Source organism: Nocardioides sp. NPDC127514 (assembly GCF_040302125.1).
GTDB lineage: Bacteria > Actinomycetota > Actinomycetes > Propionibacteriales > Nocardioidaceae > Nocardioides.
The window spans coordinates 125,693-149,340 of record NZ_JBEORF010000001.1 but is presented as its reverse complement, the minus strand read 5'-3'; the positions used below and the strand labels follow the sequence as shown (position 1 = coordinate 149,340).

19 protein-coding genes are annotated in these 23,648 nt (G+C 70.3%); 8 read left to right on the top strand and 11 right to left on the bottom strand.

Annotation, left to right across the window (positions count from 1 at the left end; all coding sequences use genetic code 11):
- Positions 1–73 precede the first annotated feature (73 nt).
- Complete coding sequence (locus ABTX24_RS00710; RefSeq protein WP_350836699.1) at positions 74–2,077, top strand: FAD-dependent oxidoreductase; 2,004 nt, start codon at positions 74–76, stop codon at positions 2,075–2,077.
- A complete protein-coding gene (locus ABTX24_RS00705) occupies positions 2,074–3,333 on the top strand; it encodes a class I SAM-dependent methyltransferase (RefSeq protein ID WP_350836697.1) in 1,260 nt (419 codons plus the stop codon). The genes ABTX24_RS00710 and ABTX24_RS00705 overlap by 4 nt, the downstream gene beginning before the upstream one ends.
- 10 nt (positions 3,334–3,343) lie before the next feature.
- On the opposite strand, the gene ABTX24_RS00700 is transcribed toward ABTX24_RS00705, so the two are convergent.
- Positions 3,344–4,129 carry an SDR family oxidoreductase gene (locus ABTX24_RS00700; RefSeq protein WP_350836695.1) on the bottom strand — a complete coding sequence of 262 codons (786 nt, stop codon included), beginning with the start codon at positions 4,127–4,129 and terminating at the stop codon, positions 3,344–3,346.
- Positions 4,130–4,167: 38 nt separating this feature from the next.
- Complete coding sequence (locus ABTX24_RS00695) at positions 4,168–4,530, bottom strand: nuclear transport factor 2 family protein (protein ID WP_350836693.1); 363 nt, start codon at positions 4,528–4,530, stop codon at positions 4,168–4,170.
- A gap of 24 nt (positions 4,531–4,554) precedes the next feature.
- Here ABTX24_RS00695 and ABTX24_RS00690 point away from each other — a divergent pair, with 24 nt between their 5' ends.
- Positions 4,555–5,403 carry a MerR family transcriptional regulator gene (locus ABTX24_RS00690; RefSeq protein ID WP_350836691.1) on the top strand — a complete coding sequence of 283 codons (849 nt, stop codon included), beginning with the start codon at positions 4,555–4,557 and terminating at the stop codon, positions 5,401–5,403.
- A 72-nt stretch (positions 5,404–5,475) separates the two neighbouring features.
- Here the strand turns inward: ABTX24_RS00690 and ABTX24_RS00685 are convergent, their stop codons facing one another.
- Both ABTX24_RS00685 and ABTX24_RS00680 read right to left on the bottom strand, forming a co-directional pair.
- A complete protein-coding gene (locus ABTX24_RS00685) occupies positions 5,476–6,753 on the bottom strand; it encodes an ankyrin repeat domain-containing protein (RefSeq protein WP_350836689.1) in 1,278 nt (425 codons plus the stop codon).
- Complete coding sequence (locus ABTX24_RS00680) at positions 6,750–7,745, bottom strand: SMP-30/gluconolactonase/LRE family protein (RefSeq protein WP_350836687.1); 996 nt, start codon at positions 7,743–7,745, stop codon at positions 6,750–6,752. The genes ABTX24_RS00685 and ABTX24_RS00680 overlap by 4 nt, the downstream gene beginning before the upstream one ends.
- Positions 7,746–7,920: 175 nt before the next feature.
- On the opposite strand from ABTX24_RS00680, the gene ABTX24_RS00675 reads away from it, so the two are divergent.
- A complete protein-coding gene (locus ABTX24_RS00675) occupies positions 7,921–9,153 on the top strand; it encodes a sensor histidine kinase (protein ID WP_350836685.1) in 1,233 nt (410 codons plus the stop codon).
- Complete coding sequence (locus tag ABTX24_RS00670; protein ID WP_350836683.1) at positions 9,146–9,781, top strand: response regulator; 636 nt, start codon at positions 9,146–9,148, stop codon at positions 9,779–9,781. Before ABTX24_RS00675 ends, ABTX24_RS00670 begins: the two co-directional genes overlap by 8 nt.
- A gap of 14 nt (positions 9,782–9,795) precedes the next feature.
- Here ABTX24_RS00670 and ABTX24_RS00665 read toward each other — a convergent pair whose 3' ends face one another.
- The 4 genes from ABTX24_RS00665 to ABTX24_RS00650 all read right to left on the bottom strand — a co-directional run bounded on the left by ABTX24_RS00665 (position 9,796) and on the right by ABTX24_RS00650 (position 17,434).
- Positions 9,796–12,054 carry a hypothetical protein gene (locus ABTX24_RS00665; protein ID WP_350836681.1) on the bottom strand — a complete coding sequence of 753 codons (2,259 nt, stop codon included), beginning with the start codon at positions 12,052–12,054 and terminating at the stop codon, positions 9,796–9,798.
- A gap of 88 nt (positions 12,055–12,142) precedes the next feature.
- Positions 12,143–13,402 (bottom strand): serine hydrolase domain-containing protein, encoded by a 1,260-nt coding sequence (locus ABTX24_RS00660; protein WP_350836679.1) that lies wholly within the window; start codon positions 13,400–13,402, stop codon positions 12,143–12,145.
- A gap of 96 nt (positions 13,403–13,498) precedes the next feature.
- A complete protein-coding gene (locus ABTX24_RS00655) occupies positions 13,499–14,452 on the bottom strand; it encodes a metallophosphoesterase (RefSeq protein ID WP_350836678.1) in 954 nt (317 codons plus the stop codon).
- Positions 14,453–14,461: 9 nt separating this feature from the next.
- Positions 14,462–17,434, bottom strand: a complete 2,973-nt coding sequence (locus tag ABTX24_RS00650) for a hypothetical protein (RefSeq protein WP_350836676.1) — start codon at positions 17,432–17,434, stop codon at positions 14,462–14,464.
- Positions 17,435–17,544: 110 nt separating this feature from the next.
- Between ABTX24_RS00650 and ABTX24_RS00645 the strand changes: the two genes are divergently transcribed.
- The gene (locus tag ABTX24_RS00645; protein ID WP_160025618.1) at positions 17,545–18,711 is read left to right on the top strand and encodes a Fic family protein; all 1,167 of its coding nucleotides are present in this window, start codon (positions 17,545–17,547) and stop codon (positions 18,709–18,711) included.
- Between the two features lie 126 nt (positions 18,712–18,837).
- Here ABTX24_RS00645 and ABTX24_RS00640 read toward each other — a convergent pair whose 3' ends face one another.
- Together ABTX24_RS00640 and ABTX24_RS00635 are read right to left on the bottom strand one after the other, a co-directional pair.
- Positions 18,838–19,404, bottom strand: a complete 567-nt coding sequence (locus ABTX24_RS00640) for a type III effector (protein WP_350836674.1) — start codon at positions 19,402–19,404, stop codon at positions 18,838–18,840.
- Between the two features lie 333 nt (positions 19,405–19,737).
- Positions 19,738–20,274, bottom strand: a complete 537-nt coding sequence (locus tag ABTX24_RS00635) for a type III effector (protein WP_350836672.1) — start codon at positions 20,272–20,274, stop codon at positions 19,738–19,740.
- A gap of 271 nt (positions 20,275–20,545) precedes the next feature.
- On the opposite strand from ABTX24_RS00635, the gene ABTX24_RS00630 reads away from it, so the two are divergent.
- Together ABTX24_RS00630 and ABTX24_RS00625 are read left to right on the top strand one after the other, a co-directional pair.
- Positions 20,546–22,312 carry a hypothetical protein gene (locus tag ABTX24_RS00630; protein ID WP_350836671.1) on the top strand — a complete coding sequence of 589 codons (1,767 nt, stop codon included), beginning with the start codon at positions 20,546–20,548 and terminating at the stop codon, positions 22,310–22,312.
- A gap of 80 nt (positions 22,313–22,392) precedes the next feature.
- Positions 22,393–23,280 carry a DMT family transporter gene (locus ABTX24_RS00625; protein WP_350836669.1) on the top strand — a complete coding sequence of 296 codons (888 nt, stop codon included), beginning with the start codon at positions 22,393–22,395 and terminating at the stop codon, positions 23,278–23,280.
- Here ABTX24_RS00625 and ABTX24_RS00620 read toward each other — a convergent pair.
- Entirely contained in the window at positions 23,277–23,519 is a 243-nt protein-coding gene (locus ABTX24_RS00620; RefSeq protein ID WP_160025614.1) for a hypothetical protein, read from the bottom strand. The genes ABTX24_RS00625 and ABTX24_RS00620 overlap by 4 nt on opposite strands.
- Between the last annotated feature and the right edge of the window lie 129 nt (positions 23,520–23,648).

Sequence of the window (23,648 nt, the reverse complement as noted above, 5' to 3'; positions counted from 1 at the left end):
GATTCGCCCCGGTGACCGAAGACCGGGTGTCGGCGCCTCTGCGCCGACCGCCCACTTCGACCCGAGGAGCCCGATGAGCAGCGCCGACCACGAACGCCGCCGGATCGCGGTGGTGGGCAGCGGTGTGGCCGGCCTGACCGCGGCCTACGTCGCCTCCGGCGACAGCGTGGTGACCCTCTTCGAGGCCGACGACCGGCTGGGCGGCCATGCCGACACCCACCGCGTCACCGCGCCGGACGGGAGCGAGCTGGCGATCGACACCGGGTTCATCGTGCACAACCGGCGTACGTATCCGACCCTGCTCCGGCTCTTCGCCGAGCTCGACGTGCCGACGCAGGTCTCCGAGATGTCGATGTCGGTACGTTCGGAGAGCGCCGAGGTGGAGTACGCAGGCGCGCGCGGGCTGCGCGGGGTGCTGCCCGACCGCCGTGCGTGGCGTCCGGCGCACCTGCGGATGCTCACCGAGATCCCACGGTTCCACCGGGCTGCCCGGGCGCTGCTCGCCGGCGGTGAGCCCGACGACCGCACCCTCGAGGCGTTCCTGGACGAGCACGGGTTCACGCCGCACTTCCGCCGCCACTTCATGGCACCGCTGGTCGCCGCGGTGTGGTCCTGCGACCCGGCCACGGCGCTGAGCTACCCGGCTCGCTATCTCTTCGAGTTCCTCAGCCACCACGGGATGCTGCAGATCTTCGGCTCGCCGCGCTGGCGCACGGTCACCGGCGGGTCGGCGACGTACGTCGAGAGGGTCGCCGCCGCGATCCGTGACCGCGGCGGCCGGGTGCTGACCTCGACGAAGGTGGTGAACGTGGTCGAGACCGGCGCGGGGGTGGAGATCACCGACGGCAACGGGCGCACCGAGCTCTTCGACGCGGCCGTGCTCGCGACCCATCCGGGACAGTCGCTGGCGATGCTCGGCGAGCCGACGGCGGCCCAGCGGGAGATCCTGGGTGGGTTCCCGTACTCCGCCAACCAGGCTCAGCTGCACACCGACACCAGCCTGCTGCCGGACAGCGAGCACGTCCGCTCGTCGTGGAACTACCTGGAGCGCCCGGGCCGTGGTCAGGTCACGGTCACCTACGACCTGACCAGGTTGATGCGGCTGCCGGCTCCCGGAGGCGTACGTCATCTGGTCACGCTCGGTGGGGCCGACCTGATCGACCCGGAGACGGTCATCGCCACCATGGAGTACGAGCATCCGCTCTACACCCCGGAATCGGTCGCCGCCCAACAGCGGGCCGACGAGCTGGACTCCGACGCGTTGGTCTTCGCCGGCGCCTGGCGAGGCTGGGGGTTCCATGAGGACGGCGCCTGCTCCGGTGCCCGTGCGGCCGAGCGGCTGGGACTGTCCTGGACGACCCCGACGGAGCGGCCCGACGACGCGACCGGGGTGTATCGCACGACGATCAGCCACACCCGGCGGGGGCCGCTGCGGAACCGGTTCGTGCACCGCTCCCACTGGCAGGTGGTCGATCTGGACCGGCTGCCCGATCGCGGGCCACTCGGCCGCTTCGAGGCCCGCGACCATCTGGGCGACCCCGAGCTCTCGATCCGGGAGAACCTCGCCGCGTTCCTGAAGCGCCACGACATCGACCTGGCCGACGCGCGGGTGCTGATGGCGGCGCAGCCGAGAGCCCTCGGGTTCAGCTTCAACCCGATCAGTGTCTACTGGTGCACCGCGGCCTCCGGGGAGCCGCTGGCCACCGTCGTCGAGGTGCACAACACCTACGGCGACCGACACGCGTACCTCGTCCACCCCGACGAACGGCACCGGGCGCAGGTCGCGAAGGCGATGTACGTCTCGCCGTTCCACGGCGTGGACGGCCACTACGAGCTGACCGTGCCGCCACCCGACGGGCGACTCCGGGTCGCCGTCCGGCTGACCACCGAGGACGGGACCGTCTTCGACGCCTCCGTCCGTGGCTCCCGGGTCGAAGGGCGGTTCGGGGACACGCTCCGATCCGCTCCCGCCGCGATTCTCGGCGCGGCCTGGATCCGCATCCACGGCGTAGCGCTGTGGCTACGACGCCTGCCGGTCCACAGACGGCCGTTGCACCACCAAGAAGGAGTCCGATGAAGACCATCGAAGCCCCCACCGCCCAGCCCCTGGTGGGTGAGCGTTGGCCGATGCTGCAGGAAGCGCCCAGCGGCCTGGTCGCCCGGGGCACCGCGGCTGCCGCTGCGGCCGTGTTCCGGGCCGCCACGAAGCGGCTCGGCATCAGGGTGAGCGAGGACGGCAGCCCCGCCGACATCGTGCTGCACCGTCCCGAGGAGTTCTACGCCAGGCTCAGCCGGCACGGGCTGATCGGCTTCGGCGAGGCGTACCTGACCGGTGCCTGGGACGCGCCGGAGCTCGGGGAGACGCTGACCGTGCTGTGCCGGGATCTCGACGGTCTGCTGCCCGGGTGGGCACAGCGGCTGCGCGGCGTCTACGAGCGGCGCCGCGGGGCGAAGGACCTGAACACCCCGGAGAACGCCCGCGAGCACATCGGCCACCACTACGACCTGTCCAACGACTTCTTCGCGCTCTTCCTGGACCCCACGATGAGCTACTCGGCGGGCCTCTTCTCCTCGCTGCCCTCGACCGAGGACCTGGCGCTCGCCCAGCACCGCAAGATCGATCGGATCCTCGACGAGGCGCGAGTCGGAGCGGGCACCCGGCTGCTCGAGATCGGGACCGGCTGGGGAGAGCTGGCCCTGCGGGCCGCCGCCCGGGGCGCCCAGGTCACCTCGGTGACCCTCTCCGTCGAGCAGGCCGAGCTGGCCCGGCGCCGGATCGGCGCGGCCGGTCTCGACCATCGGGTGGACATCGAGCTGTGCGACTACCGAGCCGTGGAGGGGACGTACGACGCGGTGGTCTCGGTCGAGATGATCGAGGCGGTCGGGGAGCGGTTCTGGCCGGTCTACTTCGCGAAGATCGACGAGGTCCTGGCCCCGGGCGGCACCGCGGTCATCCAGGCGATCACCATGCCGCACGACCGGATGCTCGCGACCCGCAACACCGAGACCTGGATCACCAAGTACATCTTCCCCGGCGGCCTGCTCCCTTCGACCGAGGCGATCACCGGCGTCACCGAGGAGCACACCCGGCTTCGGCTGCGAAGCCGGCTCTCCTTCGGTGCCCACTACGCCGAGACCCTGCGGCGGTGGGACCACGCGCTGTGGGAGCACGCCGAGGAGGTCCGTGCGCTCGGGTTCGACGAGACGTTCATGCGGATGTGGCACTTCTACCTGGAGTACACCCGCGCCGGGTTCGCCGCCGACTACATCGATGTCCAGCAGCTCACGTTCACCCAGGACGAGGCACCGACCGGCGGCCGATCAGCGGGGTGATCGCGAGTGCTCAGACGGTCGGGACGGTGCCACCGTCGATCACGTACTCGGCGCCGACGATCGCCGAGGCGCGGTCCGAGACGAGGAATCCGACCAGGTCCGCGATCTCCTCGGTGCTCGCGAACCGTCCCAGGGGTACTCCTCCGAGGGAGTCGTAGATCGTCTGCTTGGCAGCTTCACGGGTGAGTCCGTTGCCCTCGGCGATCCGGTCCACGAACCGTTCGTAGGCTTCGGTCTCGATTCCGCCGGGGCTGATCGCGTTGACCCGTACGCCGCGTGGTGCGAGCTCGTTGGCAAGTCCCTTGCTGTACGTGCGCAGCGCGGCCTTCGCTGCTGCGTAGGCCAAGGACGCGTCGTACAGGGGCAGCTCACGCTGGATCGAGGTGACGTGCAGGACCACGCCCGACCCGGACTCGATCATCGCCGGTAGAAGGGCTCGATCCAGCCGTACTGCTCCCAGGAAGTTGAGGTTCAGCTCGGTGAGCCACTGGTCGTCGGTGATGACCGCGAATCCACCGGACGGCGTCGACGCCCCTCCGGCGACGTGCACCAGGATGTCGAGTGCGCCGGCCTCTGCGATGCGAGCGGCCACGGCGTCGGTGCCTGCTGCCGTCAGGATGTCTGCTTCGATGAACCGGTCAGGGTGCTCGTACCCGTCGGGCATGGTGCGCGCCGTCACGTACACGTCGGCACCCATCTCTCGCAGTCTCTCCACGACGGCCTTGCCCGAGCCTTTCGAGCCGCCCGTGACCAGGGCCCGGCGACCATCGAGACGGTCGCGATCTGAGATGGACATTTCTCTCCTTGTCGAAGATCGAGGTGGTGTGGGTGCGGTCAGGCTGGGTGGTTGGCGATGACGAGTTCGGCGACGAGGCCATCCCGCAGCGCGAACCGGTAGTCGAGCTCGGCGACGCCTCCCGGGAAGGTGCCCTCGAGCCGCACGGTGACCACCCAGTGGGTGTCATCGACGCGGCGAGCGCCGATCTGGTCGGTCGTGTACTCGAACTCGGACCCGGCGCCCCGCAGGAACGCGTGGACGTCCTCCCGGCCGCGGAAGGTCTCGTCCTGGTCGACGACCACCGCATCCTCGACGAAGTAGGACGAGGCGGTGTCGGCGTCGCGGGCGACGTGGGCGGCGAGGAACTCGCGCACGATGGTCGGGAGCAGGTCGGACGGAAGATCGGTGTGCTGTGTCATGAGCCCACCATCTGGCCTCTCGGCGTGGGAGGGTCAAGCGGTGGACTCTCCCCCAGGGGGAGCGTTCACAATGAGGGGGTGCTGACCATCGGGGAGTTCTCGCGGTTGACCCACTTGAGTGTGCGGACCTTGCGTCGGTATCACGAGGCCGCCTTACTGGATCCGGCTGTGGTGGACGAGACCACCGGTTACCGCTACTACAGCGTCGACCAGATCCCGACCGCACAGGTCATCCACCGGCTTCGCGAGCTCGACGTCCCCCTGGGCGATGTGCAGCGGATCCTGCGGACCCCTGACCCGGGTGTCCGGGCGGCCCTGATCGCGGACCACCTGCAACGCCTCGAGGACGAGCTCGACCGCACGCGGGCCGCGGTCGTGTCGCTGCGCCGCCTGCTCCGGCCCGATCCCGCGCCGATCGACGTCGAGCTGCGCGCGGAGCCCGCCCGGACGGTCGCGGCGGTGGAAGCCATCGTCGAGCATCGCGACGTCGAGGCCTGGTTCGCAGGCGCGATGGCCGAGCTGGAGGCGGCCGTCGGCACTGCCGTGACCGGACCGCCGGGCGGCAGCTACGACAACGCCCTCTTCGAGCAGGAGCGCGGTCACGCGCTCGTCTATCTGCCGACCGCTGAGCCACCTCGCACCGGACGCGTGCACCCTGCGACCCTCCCGGCGGCGGAGCTGGCCGTCACCACCCATGTCGGCGAGCACGACGGTGTCGAGGTGACGTACGGCGAGCTCGGGGCCTGGGTGGTGGAGAACGCGATGTCGGTGGCCGGGCCGGTGCGGGAGGTCTACGTCGTCGGCCCTCGTGACACCAGCGATCCCGCTGCGTGGCGCACCGAGATCGGCTGGCCGGTCTTCCGCGTCACATGAGAAGAGCGGGACGGACGAGGCCCCGACCAGCGGGGGCCTGGTAAGGGCCTCGAGCTGTGGGACAGCCGCAGGTCAGCCGCCATGCTGCTCGATGATCCGAGCGATCTCGGTGAAGCCGCGGTTGCGGGCGTGCTCGAGCGGGGTCACGCCGTCACGGTCGGCGATGCTCGGGTCGGCGCCGTTCTCGAGCAGGCTGCGGACGACCCGCTGCCAGCGGTCGGACCCCTCGCCGAGGATCACGGCCTCGAGGAGGGCGGTCCAGCCGAGGTCGTTGACGTGGTTGACGTCGATGGCCGTCTTCGCCACCCGCTCGACATAGTCCGCGTGACCGCGCTCGCTGGCCGGGATGATCGAGAGGCCGCCGTAGCGGTTGCGTACGGTCAGGTCCGGATCGACGCTGAGCAGCAGCTCGGCCATCGGGACGCTCCCGGTGACGCCGGTGACCAGCCAGGGGGTGTCGTGCTGGCCGTCGAGGGCGTCCGGGTCGGCACCCAGGTGCACGAGCAGACGGGCAGTCTCGAGGTGGTCGTCGGTGACCGCGAGCAGGAGAGGCGTACGCCGGTTGCCGTCCCTGGTCTCCAGATCGGCGCCGCCACGGAGGGCCGCCGCGGCCGAGTCGGTGTCGCCCGACGCCGCCGCCCGCAGGAGCTGCTGGTCACCGTCGGCGACCTCGGCAGCAGCCGTACGCAGCGTCGACACGATCGCGTCGAAACCACGCTCCTCGGCGTGCTCCAGGGCGGTCTTCCCGTCCCGGCCCGCCTCGATCGAGATGTCCACGCCGGCCGCGACGAGCACCCGTACGGTGTCGGCCGCGTCCGGGCCGTCGTCACCCAGGACGACCGCCTCGTGCAGCGCGGTCCAGCCCAGGTTGTTGACGTGGTCGAGGTCGATCCCGGCCTGCACCAGACGCCCGACGATGTCGGCGTGGCCGCGCTCGGCGGCCCGGATCAGCGCGGTCCCGTTGTAGGAGTCCTTGGCATTGATCTCGGCGCCGTTGCGGAGGGTCAGGTCGAGCAGGTCCACGTAGCCCTCGCTCGCGGCGATGAGGTAGGCGCTCTGCTGGGTCTCGTCCTGGTAGTTGACGTCGGCCCCGGCCTGGATCAGCTGACGGGCACGGGCCACGTCGTTGTCCCAGGCGGCCTTGATCAGCTCCTCGTTCATGCGCTGTCGCTCCTCGGGCTCCAGGGTCTTACGCGCCGGCGCGGAGGTCGCGGCGGACGCGGACGGGGTGGGGGAGGCCGGCTCGGCGGCCTCCTCCGGCGCCGAGGCGCAGCCTGCCAGAAGCAGGGCCAGCACCGCGGACGCCGTGACGGAGGCTGCCGCCGACCTCCGCAGGCGCGGACTGGTCATCGCGGCATCCTGGCGGTGACGATCTCGTACGGTCCCTGCGCGGTCTGCTCGTCGAAGTGGCTGTCGACCAGCAGCAGCCTGCCGTCGAGCAGCTTGCCGGTCGTGAAGACGCGGTCCGGGTCGGTGGCGCGCGAGGAGACGAGCTCGGCGGAGGTCGCCGACGGGTTCAGCTCGAGGTGCACGAGCTGCTTGTCGAAGTTGCGGACCACGGCGAGGTCGCGGCCCTGCGCGATCAGGCCGTCGGCGTTGCGCAGGTTCGCGCCGTCGGTGTCGATCTCGCTGACCTCGCCGGTCGCGACGGAGAAGCGCCACAGCTGCCCGGTGGTGCCCTGGGCGACCACGAAGGCGGAGCGGTCCTGGCTGAGCACGATGCCGCCGAGGTTGAAGCCCTCCTGCCGGGTGATCAGCGAGCTGCCGTCGGCCCACTCGGTCGCCTCCCAGCCGTTGGCTCCCTCGGCGACCCGGATGATCGTCGGGTCGTTGGAGTTGGTGAAGTACGCCGCGCCGTCCGGTCCGATCGCGACATCGTTGAGGAACGCGTCGTTGTCGGGGACGCGGAGGGCGGCGAGCAGCTCGCCCTCGGGGCTGTAGACCCAGAGGTCGGGGCGGTCGTTGCCGGTGCCGTTCGGGCCGCCGGCGATGTAGATGCGGCCCTCGTCGTCGACGGTGATGCCGCGAGCGGTGTAGCGGCCGTCGGTGCCGTCACCGGCCAGCCACTCCTCGGCCTGGGCGCGGTCGGCCGAGCCGCGCTGGATCTCGCCGCCGGTGACCTCGCTGACGTAGAACCTGCCGGACTCCGGGTCGACGCCGATGCCCTCGAACTTCGAGCCGCCCTGGGCGGACGGGTCGCCCTCGAGCAGGTAGCTCGCCGGGCGGCCGTCGCCCTCGGCGGCGCTGGCCGCGGTGCCCATGCCGAGGGCGGTGAAGGACAGGGTGGCCGAGGCGGCGATGCCGGCCAGGCCGGCGAGGGCGGCGATTCGGGACGTACGCATGGTGGTGCTCCTCCGGTGTTCGGTGCTGTTGGTCGAGCTGATGCATCAACCATCGCCGTCGGGGAGGGGTCGAGACATCGGGTGACCGGCGACGTCTGGATAGCCGTTCGGCGACACCCCGGATAGCCGATCGGATGATGCCGGAGCCGCGCGACCGGCCTAGCCTGGAACGACCATGTCGACCGAAACCGTGCCAACCTCGGGGCCCAGCCCGCGCACCGGTGGGATCCTGGCCGGCCAGACGCTGCTCGACCGCTGGCTCCACATCTCGCTGGTGGTGCTCGTCATCGCCTCGGTCGCCCGCTATCTGCAGGGCCACGGCCTCGGCGACCAGGCCGAGGTGGTCCTGCCCGGCGCCGCCGTACTCCTGATCGCGTACGCCGCGGGCCGCCGCCTCGCCGGCACCGCCGCAGTCGTCTGGCTGGCCGCGGTGATCGCCTGCTGGACGGTGCTGGCGCTGATCGCGCCGTCGTTCTCGTGGGCCGCGGTGCCGCTGGTCTTCCTGGCCCTGCGGGTGCTGCCGTTCCGCTGGGCCGTGGCCGTCACGGTGTTCCTCGTCGCGGTCGTCGCGGTGGCCTGGAGCCGGATGACCGGCCTGGCCGACCCGACCGTCCTTCTCGGACCGGTCTGTGTCGCCGTGCTCGCGGTGACCGCCTACCGCGCCCTCGAGCGCGACGCGGCGACCCGTCGCCAGCTCCTCAACGAGCTCGAGGCGGCCCAGGACGAGGTCGCCGACGCCGAGCGTCGTGCCGGTGTCGTGGCCGAGCGCGCGCGGCTGAGCCGGGAGATCCACGACAGCGTCGCCCAGGGCCTGACCAGCATCAACCTGCTGCTCCAAGCGGCCGACCAGGAGTGGGAGTCGCGCCCGGCCGACGCCCGCGACCACGTCGACCAGGCGGCCACCATGGCCCGCTCCTCGCTCGACGAGGCGCGACGTGTCGTCCGCGACCTCGCGCCCACCGAGCTGACCGGCGGATCGGCGCTGGCCACCGCCGTACGCCAGGTCGCCGACGACGTCGCCGCCACCACCGGGCTCAGCGTCCCGGTCCACGTGCACGGCGACCCGCACGAGGTCGGTGGCCGGGTGGCGACGGCCGTCGTACGCACCCTGCGGGGTGCGCTCGCCAACGTCGCCGAGCACGCCGGCGCGACCACGGCGGTCGTCTCCCTCACCTTCCACGAGGGCGGGGTCGCCCTGGACGTACGCGACGACGGAGCCGGGTTCGACCCGGCCGCGCTCCGGGAGACGGACGGGCTGCGCGGACACGGCCTGACCGGAATGCGGGCTCGCGCCCGCCTGCTGGGTGGAGACTTGGTCATCGAGAGCGCCCCGGGAGAGGGCACGGTGGTCGCGGCCTCGTTCGCGGCCGGACAGGCAGCATCTCAGGGGGAGGAACGTCGTGGCTGAGCAACGCATCCGGGTGGTGCTGGTGGACGACCATCCGGTCGTCCGGGCAGGCGTACGCGCCCTGGTGGATGCCCAGGACGACCTGGACGTCGTCGGCGAGGCCGCCGACTCGGCCCAGGCTGTCGCGGTCGTCGGCGAGACCAGGCCGGACGTGGTGCTGATGGACCTCAGCCTCGGCGACGGACCGGGCGGCGCGGAGACCACCCGGCTGGTCCGCGACCTGCCGGAGCCGCCGCACGTGCTGGTGCTGACCACCTACGACACCGAGGCAGACGTCCTCGAGGCGGTCGACGCCGGTGCGGCGGGCTACCTGTTGAAGGACGCGCCGCCCGACGAGCTGTTCCGCGCCATCCGCGGCACCGCGCGAGGCGAGACCGTGCTGGCGCCCTCGGTCGCGACCCGGCTACTGCAGCGGGCCGCGTCGCCGTCGCCGAAGGTGAGCCCGCGCGAGGTCGAGATCCTGCGGCTGCTCGCCCGAGGGCTGGGCAACAAGGAGATGGCCCGCGAGCTCCTGGTCAGCGAGGCGACGGTCAAGTCGCACCTCTCCCACATCTACACCAAGCTCGGCGTCGACACCCGAGCCGGCGCCGTCGCCACGGCGATCGAGCGTCGCATCCTGCGACCCTGACGTCAGCCCTGGCGTCACGAACGATCTGCGACGTCCGGCGGAGGGGTTCGGCGGCGTCGTCGTGCGACGACGTAAGCGACGACAGCCAGCGCGGCCGTGGCGAGTCCGATCGCGAGGTAGACCATCCATGGGGTGGACGGGCGTTCGGCGGTGCCGTTCTCCGCGGCGGCTGCAGTGGGCTCTGCAGTGGAGAGCAGGACGCGGTGGTCGGTGTAGGTGATCTCGTACGCGGTGCCTCCGACGTCGACCCGATCGCTCTGGTCGAGGCCCGCGAAAGTCCCGGTGATCTGCCCCCGGGAGGTGATGATCGGAATCTCCTGCGGTAGGGCGGCGCCGCGCTCGTGGTCGATGGAGAGCTTGCCGCCCGCCAAGGTGACGTCGCCGCCGACCTCCAGGGAGCTGCCCGTGCCTGCTTGAAGGGTGGACCTCTGACGGAGCGTCACATCGCCCCCCACCGCGACTCGGCCGCTGACGCCGAGCGCCGTGTCGACGACCAGGTCCCCGGCGACCTTCGCCTGCTTCAGCACGAGCGTCCCCGCATCGACCTCCCAGGGGCCGCGAGCGTTGCTGGTGCCCGAGTACGACAGCCGTGCCGTACCGGCCTTCACCAGGCCGCCGGCTCCGTGGGCAGCGCCGCCGAACGTCGTGTCCTTGGTGCTCTTGACGGTCAGGGTGGAGTCGCCGAGCCGTACGGCGCTGCCCGCGACACCACTGAGGTTCTTGACGGTCTGGTCGCCCGCCCTGCCGATGTCGAGGGTCGCCCGCGGTTTGGTGAGGCGTACGCCGGACGAGCTGGCCAGGCTCCCGCCTGCGAGGACGAGCTTCCCTCCCGACACCGTGGTGCGACCGGTGTAGGTGACATCGCCCGTGAACCTCACCGGCGCCGGGCCGGCCTGCTGGAAGGAGCCCGTCCCGGAGATCTTGGAGAGCTCGACGGCCCGCTTCGCGTTGTGGACGACGAGCTTGCCGTTGTCGACGATCCGCGAGCCCGCGGTCCCGGTGATCAGCCAGGAGTCCTGGCCCGGCTTGCCGGTCCCCAGCCGCAGCTTCGCCTTGCGCTCGATCGTGGTGGTGCCGTCGTAGTTCTGCTGGTCGGCGAAGGTGACGTCGTTGCCCGGCGTGCCGGCGACGGTGACGTCCCCGACCGCGACGGCGGCCATGGTGTCGTGGAAGACGCCGCCCGAGATCGGCGCGCCGAGCGTGACGGGCCCGTTGTAGTCGAAGATGAGGTGGCCGCGGGCCCGCCGCGAGTACAGGTTGATGTAGATGGTGTCGCGTGTTCCGGGCAGGAAGAACCGGTTGTGCGTGCCGTCGCCCCACTGGACGATCGCGCCCTGGATGTTCACGCCGCGCTTGTTGATGTTCTTCGGCACCGGCCGCCAGTTGAAGCCCGGGTCGGAGAGCCGCGGGTCCGTCTCGGTGCCCTGGTCGCTCCACGAGTAGACGCCGGACATGATCACCCGGCTGCCGTCCGGGGCGCCGTAGAAGTTGATGTCGTTCCCCCACTCGCGGGACCAGACGTCGAACCCGAGGACGGTGTCGTAGTCGTGCGGCGTGTCCACCTGGAACGTGCCGTAGTTGACGAACTTCGCGTTCGGGAGGGACGTGCGGTACTGCTCCCGGCTGCTGGCCTTGGCAAAGGTGCCGTCGACGATGATGCCCGAGAACGGGTGGTCCCCGGCCAGCTCGACACCGTCCCAGATGAAACGGGGCTGCTTCAGGACGCCGCCGCCGGAGAGGATGCCCGGGTGGTACGACGGCCCGGCGACCGCGACGATCAGCGTGCCGTCGACACGGTGGTTGAGGGCGTTCCAAGCGAAGTTCGGATAGTCGTACGGGTAGTGGCCGATCCGGCCGGTCGTGCCGCCGGTTCCGTCGCCGTACTGGAACGTCGCGCCCTGTTCGACCGTGACGGCCGGTGGATCGGGATCGCGCACCGTGGCGTACGGGTGGTTCTGCTCGCCCAGGATGTCTAGCCGCTGCCGCCGGCGGCTCTCCGGGATCTGGAAGTCGCTGTCCGCCGTGACGGTGAGCTTGCCGGGCCCGGTGATCGTCAGCGTGCCGACACCGGAGATGACGCCGCCGTAGACGATCTCCTCGCCCTCGCCGAGCGTGATGGTCGCATCGCCCGCCAGCTCGATGTTCTCGTTCGCCCGAACTCTGTCGGTGATGTTCGTCGCCGCCCGGGCAGGGGCATCGGCGAGCGGTACGGCGACCGTGGCGAGTGTCGCGACGACGAACGCCCGCAGGAGCAGATGGCGTACGGCCGGCATGGCGGGGAATGTTAGCGCTAACGTCCTTGGCGGGCCACCGTCCATCGAAACTTCACCAAGCTCGGTGTCGACACCGGCGCCCGGCAGCTCAGCAGGTCGCGAGCAGCATCGGCTCGAGGAGCAGGCCGAGGTCGTAGATCGGGTCGGTGCTGTCCCAGTTGCGACCGGTCCAGCCGAGCGTGATCTGGCGGGTGCCGTCCGGTGAGCCCCAGCTGATCGACTGCGCACCCATGTGGGCGCCGTCATGGCCGTAGAGGTACTCGCCGGGATTGCACGGGTCGGCGACCCGGTAGATCCCGAACCCGTACTCCGGGTCGGCGCTGCCCGCGATCGGCGGCAGCATCTTCTCGACCGATGCCGGGCTGACCAGCTCGCCGGTGAGCAGCGACTCGTTGAGGTCCGCGAGGTCCTCGGTGGTGCTCGTCGCGGCCCCGGCGGCATGGAAGATGCTCGGGTGCAGGTCGGTCATCGGCCGCCAGCGGCCCTCGTAGTGGCCGGCGTCCTCGAGGAAAGGGCCGCGGTTGCGGGCATCGGTCGGGTAGGCGCTCTGACGCATGCCTGCGGGTTCGAGCACCCGGTCGCGTACGAGATCCTCGATCCGCTCCCCAGTCTCCTTCTCCAGCATGACCCCGAGCGCGACGTAGCCGTAGTTGGAGTAGGAGAAGTCGGTGCCGGGCTCGAAGAGCCAGCCCGCGCCACGCATGAAGGCGAGGTGCTCGGCCTCGGAGTAGTACTGGCCGAGGGCGTCGATCAGCTGGTCCCACGAGGTCGGGTCCTCCACGCGGTCGAAGAGGATCTCCTCGGGCCCGCGTGGGGCACCGGAGGTGTGGTTGAGCAGGTGCTTGATCGTCACGCCCTCGGGGAAGGTGCCGGGCAGCAGGTCGTTGGCGGGCGTGTCCAAGGTCCAGCCGCCGCGCTCGACCTCCTGCATCACCAGGGTCGCGATCAGGGTCTTGGTGTTGCTGGCGACGTGGAACCGGTCGCCGGGCCTGACCGGCTTCTTCTTCCCGACCTCGCGTACGCCACCCGCCCCCGACCACTCCAGGCCGGGCGTCTCCACCCGGGCGGTCACGCCCACGGCACCATCGGCGATGAGCGCGTCGACGGCATCGTCGAGGTCGGCGGCGGTCGGAGTCGCCGACCGCGCCCGGAGACCCTTCCGGTCGGCGGCTGCCCGCTCGGCGATCGCAGTCGCCTCCCGGGTCAGCGCTGTCGGGTCCGGCGCGAAGGCCGCAGGCCCGCGATCAGGATCGGGATCAGGCTGGGCGTACGCGGCCGGCACGGCCGTCAGGGGAAGGAGCACCGCGGCGATCGCTGCGGTGCCCGTGCGGACGAGGGTCCGAGACATGGCTGCTCCTGTCGTCGTCGACGTGTCACAGCCATCGTTCCGGGCCCGGACGTACGCCCACATCAGCCTCGAGTCGGAGATCGAGGCCGTCCTTGGTCAGTCTCGAAGCTGACGCCGCAGGGCGCGAGCGGCCTTGCCCTTGCGGGAGAAGAGGTCGCGGCGCTCGGCGACGGTCATCGCGGCCAGCTTCTCGACGACCGAGAAGGGGAAGCCGGCGACCTCGGGGGACTCGCTGGTGGGCACGGTGGTGTGCACGACCGGGGCACCGGGCACGCCACCGACGCCTTCGTCGTAGAGGTGGACCAGCGAGATCGCCTGGTGGCCGGCGACGGCTGAGGAGAACCGGTCGGCGGTCGCGGGGGCGGCGGCGAAGCAGCTCGCGGAGGCGACCGAGACCGGGATGCCGGCGAAGGTGGTGTTGGTCGAGTAGTGCAGGTGACCGGCCAAGATGGAGCGTACGTCGCTGCCCGCCAGCACCGGAGCGAGCCGGTCATGGCCGTCGAGCTCGATGATCACGCTGGCGTCGTTGAGGGGGAGCGGCACCGGTGGATGGTGCATCGCCAACAGCGTGCCGTGAGGCGCCGGCTCCTTCAGCACCTCGGCCAGCCACTCGAGCTGCGAGTCGTCGATGTCGCCGTGGTGCCAGCCGGGCACGGTGGTGTCCAGGGCGATGATCCGCAGGCCCGCGACCTCGTGGACGCGGTCCTGCGGGGCATCGGAGGCCTCGCCGAAGAGCACCTCGGAGTAGACCTCGCGTTCGTCGTGGTTGCCCATCACCCAGACGATCTCCGCGCCGAACTCGGCCGCGACCGGCTCCACCTGCTCGCGAAGACGCACGTAGGCGCCACGCTCGCCCAGGTCGGCGAGGTCGCCGGTGAAGACGATCGCCTGCGGCGGGGTGGGCATCCCGCGCAGCCGCGCCAAAGCCCGCTCGAACCCGGGCGCGGGGTCCACCTTGCCGTAGATGCGCCGCTCGTCACCGGCGTAGAGATGGGTGTCGGAGAGGTGAGCGATCGTGTGGCGTGGAGCGGGATACTGGCCGAACTGCACGGAGCCAGACTAGCGGCGAAGCCGTACGCTCAAGGTGACCCCGACCAGCGCGGCGGCGGCTCCGCAAGCCACCGCGAACCACGGCAGGCTCGTCGGGATACCGAGGTGCACGGTGATGCCCAGGATGCGCGAGAGTCCCCAGGGGATGAGCGCCATCTGGTCGTTCCAGACGGTCAGGGCGCGTTCGGTGCCCATCATCGCGACACCCGCGCCGCCGAGGACGACCGGGACCCCGGCTGCGATCAGGACCCGTCCCACGGCTCCGTGACGGGTGAATCCGTAGGCGCTCCGCAGGGCCAGTGCCGTGGCGACGAACAACAGCCCGAAACCGGCGAACGCGACGGTGATGTAGAACGTCCGAGGGCCCGGCTCGGTCCAGAAGAGGAACCAGTAGCGCCCTGGACCGCGGTTGGCGAGGGCCGCCATCAGGATCACCGACCGGACCAGCACGACCGCGCCGATCACCGTCCAGAGCGCGAAGGGGTCGCGGCGGCCGATCAGGAGCCGTAGCGTCAGCGCGAACAACACCCAGGCGCCCACGGTCAGAACCACGTGCGAGGGTGCCGCGAACCACGTCAGGGTCAACCGGCCGAGCACTAGCACCAGCACCGGCAGGACCAGCACAACCACCTGCTCCCACCGCCGTACCGGTCTCTCCCGCAGGAGACTGCCCAGCCGCCACGGTCGCGTCAGCGCGGTCCGCAACGGCCTGACCAGGATCAGCCCGGCCATGGAGAGCACCAGCAGCCCACGAGCGATCCAGGCCATCGCCGGATCCCGGTCCGCCCGCCTCGCACCGATGTCGGCGGCGGTGAACTGGAAGGCGGGGTGGGCCTGGTCGTCGCCGTAGGTCGACACGTGCGAGGCACGCGACCTCTCGAACGCCGCCCGCGCCGACTGCCATCGATCGCGTGCCTGGGATGATCCCGTGTCGAGCCATTCGGCGTGATACATCGTCATCGCGCGGTAGTCGCTGAGGACCCGGAACAGGTTGATCTCGTAGTCGATCGCAGCCAGGAGGTCCGTACGCAGCGCCGGATCGCGCCAGGTCGAGGGGTCGGTCCCGGCGATGATCCGCCGCATCGACTCGGCCGTCTCGATCGCGTCCCGGCCGCCCTCGGCCGCCTCGTCCAGGCGGTCCTCGCTGATCGCGTAGATGCTGCTGAGGACGGCCGTGTCTCCGGTGACGATGTCCCACTCGAACAGCCAGGTCTGGGGCGGGATCTCGAGCCCGAGCGCGCGCACCTGATTCTCGGCGAACGGCGCGATGTAGAGCCCGTCGAGCACCGCTTCGCGCGAGAGCGCCATCGCCTCTCCGACCGCCCGCACCGTGGTCGCGTCCGAGCTGAACGCCTCGCGCGCCCAGTCCGCGGTGATCTCGCCCGGATCGGCCGAGGTGTCCCAGGCGAGCCGCGAGGCTGCGTACGAGTTCAGGTCCCACAGCTGCCAGAAGCCCTCCCGGAGGTAGAGCGTCCGCGGGCCGGCGTGGATCGGGCCGCCGTCCTGGCTCCAGGACCACACTCCCTCGATGTTCGGGTTGGCGTCGACCAGGTTGGTCAGGGCCGCCGAGTAGGCAGCGGTGAGGTCGTTCGGGAGCGCCCCGAACCCCTCGAACTCGCGCCGGCTCTGCATCTCGACGAGGCGCCGGTGGCCGCCGACCTCGAGGGTCGGGTTGAGCGGGAGGAAGGAGTAGAAGTCGCCGGCGACGTGCTTCGTCGAGACGATCAGCGCATCGCTGTGCACGTCACCGAGCACCTTCTCGTACGAGACGGGGTTGGTGTGCAGGTCGCCGACCGCACCGACGCCGACGCTCCAGGTGCGGAAGATGATCTCTCGATCCTGACGCTCGGCGACGGTCGTGAACGCGTCGAGCATCGCTTTGACCGCCGTCGGCGTCGTGACCGCGATCTCCGACCAGTAGTCCCAGCCGGGCAGCTGGTAGATCCGGCCGCCCTCGCCGATGCGGATCATCAACCCGTCGACGTACGGCATCTCGGCGAGGAGCTCCTCGAGCCCGGCGGCGTAGATCCTCCAGGTCTCCGGGTCCTCGGCGTCGAGATCGTGCTCGTCGAGGTAGCGCTGGAGCGGCGTGGACAGGGCGAGCATGTCGGTGCCGAGGTAGACCCTCATCCCGGCATCGTGGGCGTACCGCCACATCGAGCCGAAGTGCTCGCGCATCGCGAGCGCTCGGGCGATGTGCGGATCCTCGGCGGTCGGATAGATCTCGTGGCCGTCCCCGAAGCGGTCGAAGGTGACGTACTCGAGGAATCCGGGCATGACGATGCCGTTGTAGCCCCGGGCGAGCTGATGATCGACGTACGTCCGGAACTCCTCGGCGTCCTCGGCGAGCGCCTCGGTGTCGACGAACGGCGCTTCCGAGAGGATCGCGTCGGCGAACTGGCCGCTGTTGTGCGAGTACTCCTCGCCCGTACGCCAGTCGGCGGCCGTCCCGGGAACGCCGGCCGCGCCCTTGTCGACGAGACGCAGCGGGAGGTCCGGCTGCTGCACCTCGCCGTCCTCGTTGGGTGTGAGGAGCGGACGGGCCGTGCGCACGCGGTCAGCCAGCTGGTAGAGCCCGGCCGCGGCCCCTGCCGCGTCGGCGGCCTCCAGGTGGATGTCGGTGCCGTCGCTCGTCGCCCGATACGCCTCGGCCCCGGCGCCTTTGCCGAGGCCGGTCCCGGTCGTCACGGTCAGCGTGCCGCCGGCTCGGGCTCCGGAGTCGTCGACCGCCTTCTGGAACGCCGCGGCCGCGAGTCGGACCCGGGGGCTCGCCTCGTCCTCGGCCAGCCGCACTCGGCCGACGGTGGGTGCGGTCGCCGTCCGTGCCGCCGCGACGCTCGCCGTCTCGGGCGCTGCCGCGACCGGCTCGGCGCTGATCCCGAGGAAGCCGGAGACCTGCGTGGCGAGCACGAATCCGACCGCCAGCAGGAGGACGAGCGAGGCGATCAGGATCGCCGGTGCCCGTCGAGGACGCGTTGTCACGCGTGGATCGTAGGGGACGGTTGGATGTTGGCGGGCAGCTTCCAAGAGCCGCTTGGAAGTTCCCGTCAACTTCCAACTCAAGCGACCTCGGAATGGTAAGTTGACCGGTCATGGATCCGGAGAGGTACGACGCTCCGCAGTTCGGCCGGGCGACCCGCGAGCCGGGGAACAAGTGGGCCTACTGGTACTACAAGCCCGCCCACATCCCGCGTGACCTGCCGTTACAGCCGCTCACCGTGAAGGCGCTCTCGGATGCCGACGCCGCGCTGGGGCGCCTCCAGGGAGTGAGCGCGCTGATCCAGGATCCCGAGCTGCTGATCGGGCCCTACCTGACCCAGGAGGCGGTCGCCTCCTCCCGGATCGAGGGCACCCAGACCTCCCTCGAGGAGGTCCTCCAGGACGAGGTCAGCGGTCAGGCGACCAGGAGCGAGGACGTCGCCGAGGTCAAGGCCTACCTCGCCGCGACCCGCCAGGGCTTCGAGCTCATCAGGAGCTGGCCGCTCAGCCAGCGGCTCGTCCTCGAGCTCCACAAGACCCTGCTCACCGGCGTGCGGGGTCACGAGCGCCACCCCGGCGAGTTCCGGCGGAGCCCGGTCTGGGTCGGCTCACCGACCGACAACCCCACCACCGCCGCGTACGTCCCACCCCTCCCGCCCGACCTGCCCGAGCTGATCGCCGACTGGGAGGCGTACGTCAACGTCCCCGACCTCAGCCCGACGCTGGTGCGGTGCGCTCTGATGCACTATCAGTTCGAGACGATCCACCCGTTCCTGGACGGCAACGGGCGCATCGGGCGGCTGCTGATCAACCTGATGCTGATGGAGGAGGGGCGGATGACCACGCCGCTGCTCTACCTCTCGGGCTACATCGAGGCTCACCGCCAGACCTACTACCAGCGGCTGCAGAGCGTCCGGGAACGTGGCGAGATGCAGGAGTGGCTGCAGTTCTTCCTCACCGCGGTGCGACGTTCGGCCGAGGACGCCACGACCAGGTCCGAGCGCCTGGTCGCGCTCCGGGAGGGCTATCTCGACGAGGCCGCCACCTCACGCGCCAACCTGTCCGGGCTGGTCACGCTGCTGTTCGCCAACCCCTACCTGACCGTCAAGCGCGTCCAGGACGCGACCGGCTTGACCAATCAGGGCTCCCGCAACCTGATCCAGGACGCCGAGCGGCGCGGGTGGATCGAGGCCGCCGGCCGGTCGGGCCGCGGCGGCCGGCACTACTGGATCGCCAGAGCGGTGATGGACGTGATCGAGGAGCCACTGGCGTACGACTGAACGTGCCTGAACACGACGGAAAACGTGCAGGTGGCCCCGGCTGTGCACGTGTGCACGCCCAGGGCCACCTGTGTGACGTAGCCGAGCAGTCGGTAGGGGGTGATCACCCGGCCATGGTCATGTTTCTCAGAAGGTGCCGAGCGGACCCAGCGGGTTCGGGACCTGGTCGACGGGGAGGCCGTCGAGAGCCGGGTTGTCCATCGGGAGCAGGAACGAGACCTGCTCCATCTCGCTGTCGGACAGCTCGGACGGCAGCGCGCCGCCCATGATCTTGTCCATCACGATGCCGGGCGCACCGACGTAGGCGCCGGAGACGACCATGGCGGCACCGTTGCCGACCTGGTGCGAGCCACCGTCCCAGTTCACCCAGGCCTTCTTCTGCGCCGGGCTCAGCTCGCCGCCGGTGGCACCCATCAGGATGAGGCCCGGAGCGCCGACCCAGGCGCCGGAGACCATGCGGGCCGCGCCGCCGGTCGCCTGACCGGCGCCACAGATGAAGCCGGCCCAGGCCTTCTGGCTCGAGGGCGAGAGGTCGGAGGCACCGGCGGAGTTCTCCTTGATGCACTCGGCCTCGGTGCGGTTGTGGTGGGTGCCGTCGGCTGCGGAGGCGGTACCCGTGGTCAGTGCGACTGCGACACCCGAGAAGGCGGCGACGGCCGCGACGCGGCGGAGCAGCCCTGTCTTCATGTTCATTTCGTACCTTTCATCGATCAATTCGAATTGAAACATCACGCACGGACGCGACCCCCGGACCGATAACAGACGCATCGATACGTTCGCATCCGGGAAAAGATGCTAGAAGCATCGGGGGTCATCAGTGCAAGCGACACGGCGGTTTTCGTGTCAACTAAGTGCCGAATGAAATGTAATGACGTAATTTGCAGCAAACTGCAACGCCGTTGTCTGATCGCGCGTAAATGCGCAGATGGCCCGGCCATGCACGAGTGCACGCCTAGGCCATCTGGGGACGGCGCCGATCGGATCGTGGTGGGAGCTACGACCGGTCAGCAGCTGTCATGTCGCCGCTCAGAAGGATCCGAGGGGAGCCATCGGGTTCGGGATCTGCTCGGTGGGAACACCGTCGAGCGCCGGGCTGTCCTGCGGGATGAGGAACGTGACCTGCTCGAGCTCGCTCGGCGACAGGTCGCTCGGGGTCGCCCCGCCCGCGATCTGGTCGAGGATGATGCCGGGGGCACCGACGTAGGCGCCGGCGACCATCATGGCGGCACCCTCACCGATCTTGTGGCCGCCCTCGTCCCAGTTCTCCCAGGCAGCGAGCTGCTCCGGGGTGATCGGGGAGCCGGTGGCGCCGGCGAGGATCAGGCCCGGGGCGCCGACCCAGGCGCCGCTGACCATCTGGGAAGCACCGCCGGCGACGTAGGAGCCACCGAGGATGAAGTCCTCCCACGCCTTCTGCGAGGAGGGCGAGAGGTCGGAGGAGGAGACGCTGGCGGTGGTCGGCGCCGGAGCGGCGACGGCCGTGCCGGTGGTCAGTGCGAAGGCGACACCCGAGAAGGCGGCGACGGCCGCGGCGCGGCGGAACAGCCCTGTCTTCTTGCTCATTTCATACCTTTCATCGTCAATTCGAATCGATCGCAGCGCGGCCGCCGAGCTGATAACACTCGCTTCGATACGTCCGCGTGCGGTTCATGACGCTAGGGATGCTCACCGTGCGATGTTCCGTTCGACACGGCTTCGTAATTACCAAGTGGACGTAAACGTTCCATACCGCCGGGTAATACCATGCCCGGTCGGGTTAATGGGTTCCTGGAATTCGTCGAGCGCGCTAGATTGCCGCGTCCACTTTCTCGGGACCCCCACCTAGAAGGCCTCGATGAGCTCGGCAACGTACGCACCTGTGATGGCTGATCCCGGTCGGCCGAGGAAGGGCGGCAGGGTCGTCCTGTCGATGCTCCTTGGACTGCTCGGCGCTCCACTCCTTCTCGTCGGGGCGGGTCTGGCCATCGCCGCTGGGCCCGATGACGTCCTGATGGGCAAGGAGACCCCGATCGCTCAGGGCGCGGCGTACTCCACGCCGGAGGCGTTCGCCTTCGACCGGCTTCCGGTCACGGTTCGCGTGGAGGCGATGGGGGAGGCGTACGTCGGTGTCGGCAACCCGGTCGACGTGCTCGACGTCGTCAAGGGCACCAAGGCCGTCGAGATCGCCAAGACCCCGCTGACCAGGGTCAGCGGTGCCGCCGGCTCGGGGGAGAGCGTGCCGGATGCCTCCGGAGCGCCGTGGTGGGACGAGTCGGTCTCGGGCTCGGGGACCCAGGAGCTCAATGTGACGCTCACCGGGGAGCCGGTCTCGTTCTTGGCCGCGAGCCGGGACGGTGCGCCGATCAAGCTCGCCTTCGGCTATCGGCTCGATGGGATCTTCCTGGTCGCGCTGGGCGTCGCGGGCCTCGGTGCCCTGCTGCTGGTCGGCGCGGTCGTGCTGCTGACCAGGAGACGTGAACGCCAGGACCAGTGGCAGCCGCCGCGCCCGCCGGCTTCGTACGCCCAGCCACCCCACCCCGCCCAGCCGAGCTACCCGACCCAGCCGGCCCGCCCGGTCCTGACGGGGCGGGCGGGACCGGCGGGACCGATGGGGCCGACGGGGCCGGCGCCGACTCGCCCGGCCATGCCGCGCCCGCCGGCCGGCGGGCTCTACCGCCGCCTGGGCACGGCGGCCGGGATCGGCGTCGTGGCGTTCTCGCTCACCGGGTGCTCGATGCCCGCGTCCGTCGAGCTCGACGAGCCCAGCAAGGTCTCGCTGCGGAAGGACGACGTAGCCGGGCTCATGAAGGACTGGAACAAGCGCAACAACAAGGCGATCAAGGCCAACCAGCCCGGGAAGTGGAAGGCCGAGGCATGGACCGAGGCCGACAGCGGCCCGGTCCTGGCCAAGGACCAGCTCACCTCCGCGGTGAACGAGGGCTTCGACGTCAGGGACCGTCCGCCCACGTGGACGGCGGTGCCGGGGCGGGTGTGGTCGGTGCAGCTCAGCGAGTACCCGATGTGGGCTGTCGTGGAGATCGGCGTCAAGGGCGCGAAGAAGCCGAAGCTGACCCGGTTGGCCGTCTATGAGCAGCAGGACGCCCTCTCTCCCTGGAAGGTACGCAGCAGCCTCGGCGTCAAGAAGAAGGCCGTTCCGCCCGAGGTGGAGGGCGCGGACCCGGTGCCGGCAGCGGCGACGAAGCAGGTCGAGGAGGTCGCGGCCGAGATCGACGCCTACCTGGAGAAGCCGAAGAAGATCGACGGGCTCGACGGGTTCAAGAAGCTCGCCGAACCCGGCGACGAGATCGCCGCGTACGCCTCGGACATGGGCGTCGACATGGTCAAGACGACCGCCGAGCCCTTCGACGAGACGAGCATCCGCGCGGTTCAGACGTCCGAGGGCGTGCTGGCGATGCTGGACTTCACGACCAACTCGATCGTCGGTGGCCAGGGCACCGAGTGGGAGTGGAACCCGCCCTATGACGACTTCCGCAGCCGGGCCGGCAAGAACCTGTCGATCCGGACCGCGGTCACGGTCGCGGTGCTGGTGCCGAAGGACGGCGACCCCTCGGTCCTCGGGGTCGAGTACGGCGAGATCTTGGGCGCGAAGGTGAAGAGCTGACCCTCAGGGTTCATCCGCTGATCGCACGATGCTCGCGTGAGCGGCGGGTGGGCTTTCCTCGCGAGGTCTAGCGTCGAAGCATGGATCATGCTGCGGCCGTGAGCCTGGCCATCGGCGCATGCGTCCTGTTCTCGCTCTCCGCCGCCGTCCAGCAGCGCGCCAGCGCCCTCGCGCCCGGTCGTAGCGGCGGGATGGCCGGCGTCGAGCAGCTGATGCTGGCGCTGGTGCGCAACCCGCTGTGGGTCACCGGCGCGGCGATCAACGCGATCGGCTTCGGGGTGCAGGCGGTCGCGCTCCACCTCGGGTCGGTCTCCGTCGTGCAGTCGGTGATGCCGACACAGCTGCTCTTCGCGCTCGTCTTCGCCTCGATCGCGGCCCGCCACTGGCCGACGGTCTCCGACTGGGTCAGCGGAGCCGCGATCTGTGGCGGCGTGATCCTGCTGGTCACCGACGACCATCGCGGCGGCACCTATGCCGACGTCGGCCGCGTCGCGCTCTTCGCCGGGTGCGTGGCGATCGTGATCTGCGTACTCCTGCTGGTGGCCCACCGGTTCCCGCCACCGGTCGCGGCGGCGACCACGGCGGTCGCGGCCGGCTGCTCGTTCGCGACGACCTCGGTGCTGCTGAAGATCACCGCCGACCGGGCCGCCGCCGACGGATTCCTCGGGCTGCTCACGCTGCCGGCGTTCTACGGGCTGCTGTGCACCTGTGGCCTCGGGATCGTGCTCACCCAGGCGGCCCTCGCCGCCGGCCCGCTGCCCTGGGCGATGGCGGCGATGACGATCACCAACCCCACCGTCTCGTACGTCGCCGCGGTGGTCGCCTTCGGCGCCTCGGCCCCCACGCTGTGGGTCGCAGTGAGCGCGGCCGCACTGCTGGTCACCGGGATCGTCGGGCTCGCCCGGTCACGGTCGGCGGGCAGGTGGACGCCGGTGCAGCACGAGCGGACCGAGATCCGGGTGTCCTAGCGGTCCTGCATCGACCGCGGCCACGAGCGCCGCCTGGTCGACCTGGGCTTGAGGTGCTCGGGCAGCGCGCTGATGTAGGGCGCGGCATGCCGACACTCGCCACAGGTGACGTCTCGATAGTCGTAGGAGGTCAGCGGATCTTCTCCGTACGCGCGACACACCGGACCGAAGGAGTCGGCGAAGTGGGTCTGCTCCGGCGTCACCGGCTTCACCGCAGCCTGGGTGGTCAACTCGCTCATATGCCCCTCATATGGTCATTGGCATGAAATACCAGGATGGCGACGAGACCTAGGTCTTCGTGTTCTGAACGTGGCCAAAGAAGCGGCCCCGGACGGATAACGACCACGGCTGAGTAACGTTATCCCCAC

Excerpts from the sequence above, each read along its gene's own strand:
- ABTX24_RS00710 (WP_350836699.1), top strand. The coding sequence starts at position 74 with ATGAGCAGCGCCGACCACGAACGCCGCCGGATCGCGGTGGTGGGCAGC.
- ABTX24_RS00705 (WP_350836697.1), top strand. The coding sequence starts at position 2,074 with ATGAAGACCATCGAAGCCCCCACCGCCCAGCCCCTGGTGGGTGAGCGT.
- ABTX24_RS00700 (WP_350836695.1), bottom strand. The coding sequence starts at position 4,129 with ATGTCCATCTCAGATCGCGACCGTCTCGATGGTCGCCGGGCCCTGGTC.
- ABTX24_RS00695 (WP_350836693.1), bottom strand. The coding sequence starts at position 4,530 with ATGACACAGCACACCGATCTTCCGTCCGACCTGCTCCCGACCATCGTG.
- ABTX24_RS00685 (WP_350836689.1), bottom strand. The coding sequence starts at position 6,753 with ATGACCAGTCCGCGCCTGCGGAGGTCGGCGGCAGCCTCCGTCACGGCG.
- ABTX24_RS00680 (WP_350836687.1), bottom strand. The coding sequence starts at position 7,745 with ATGCGTACGTCCCGAATCGCCGCCCTCGCCGGCCTGGCCGGCATCGCC.
- ABTX24_RS00675 (WP_350836685.1), top strand. The coding sequence starts at position 7,921 with ATGTCGACCGAAACCGTGCCAACCTCGGGGCCCAGCCCGCGCACCGGT.
- ABTX24_RS00665 (WP_350836681.1), bottom strand. The coding sequence starts at position 12,054 with ATGCCGGCCGTACGCCATCTGCTCCTGCGGGCGTTCGTCGTCGCGACA.
- ABTX24_RS00660 (WP_350836679.1), bottom strand. The coding sequence starts at position 13,402 with ATGTCTCGGACCCTCGTCCGCACGGGCACCGCAGCGATCGCCGCGGTG.
- ABTX24_RS00645 (WP_160025618.1), top strand. The coding sequence starts at position 17,545 with ATGGATCCGGAGAGGTACGACGCTCCGCAGTTCGGCCGGGCGACCCGC.
- ABTX24_RS00640 (WP_350836674.1), bottom strand. The coding sequence starts at position 19,404 with ATGAACATGAAGACAGGGCTGCTCCGCCGCGTCGCGGCCGTCGCCGCC.
- ABTX24_RS00635 (WP_350836672.1), bottom strand. The coding sequence starts at position 20,274 with ATGAGCAAGAAGACAGGGCTGTTCCGCCGCGCCGCGGCCGTCGCCGCC.
- ABTX24_RS00630 (WP_350836671.1), top strand. The coding sequence starts at position 20,546 with ATGAGCTCGGCAACGTACGCACCTGTGATGGCTGATCCCGGTCGGCCG.
- ABTX24_RS00625 (WP_350836669.1), top strand. The coding sequence starts at position 22,393 with ATGGATCATGCTGCGGCCGTGAGCCTGGCCATCGGCGCATGCGTCCTG.
- ABTX24_RS00620 (WP_160025614.1), bottom strand. The coding sequence starts at position 23,519 with ATGAGCGAGTTGACCACCCAGGCTGCGGTGAAGCCGGTGACGCCGGAG.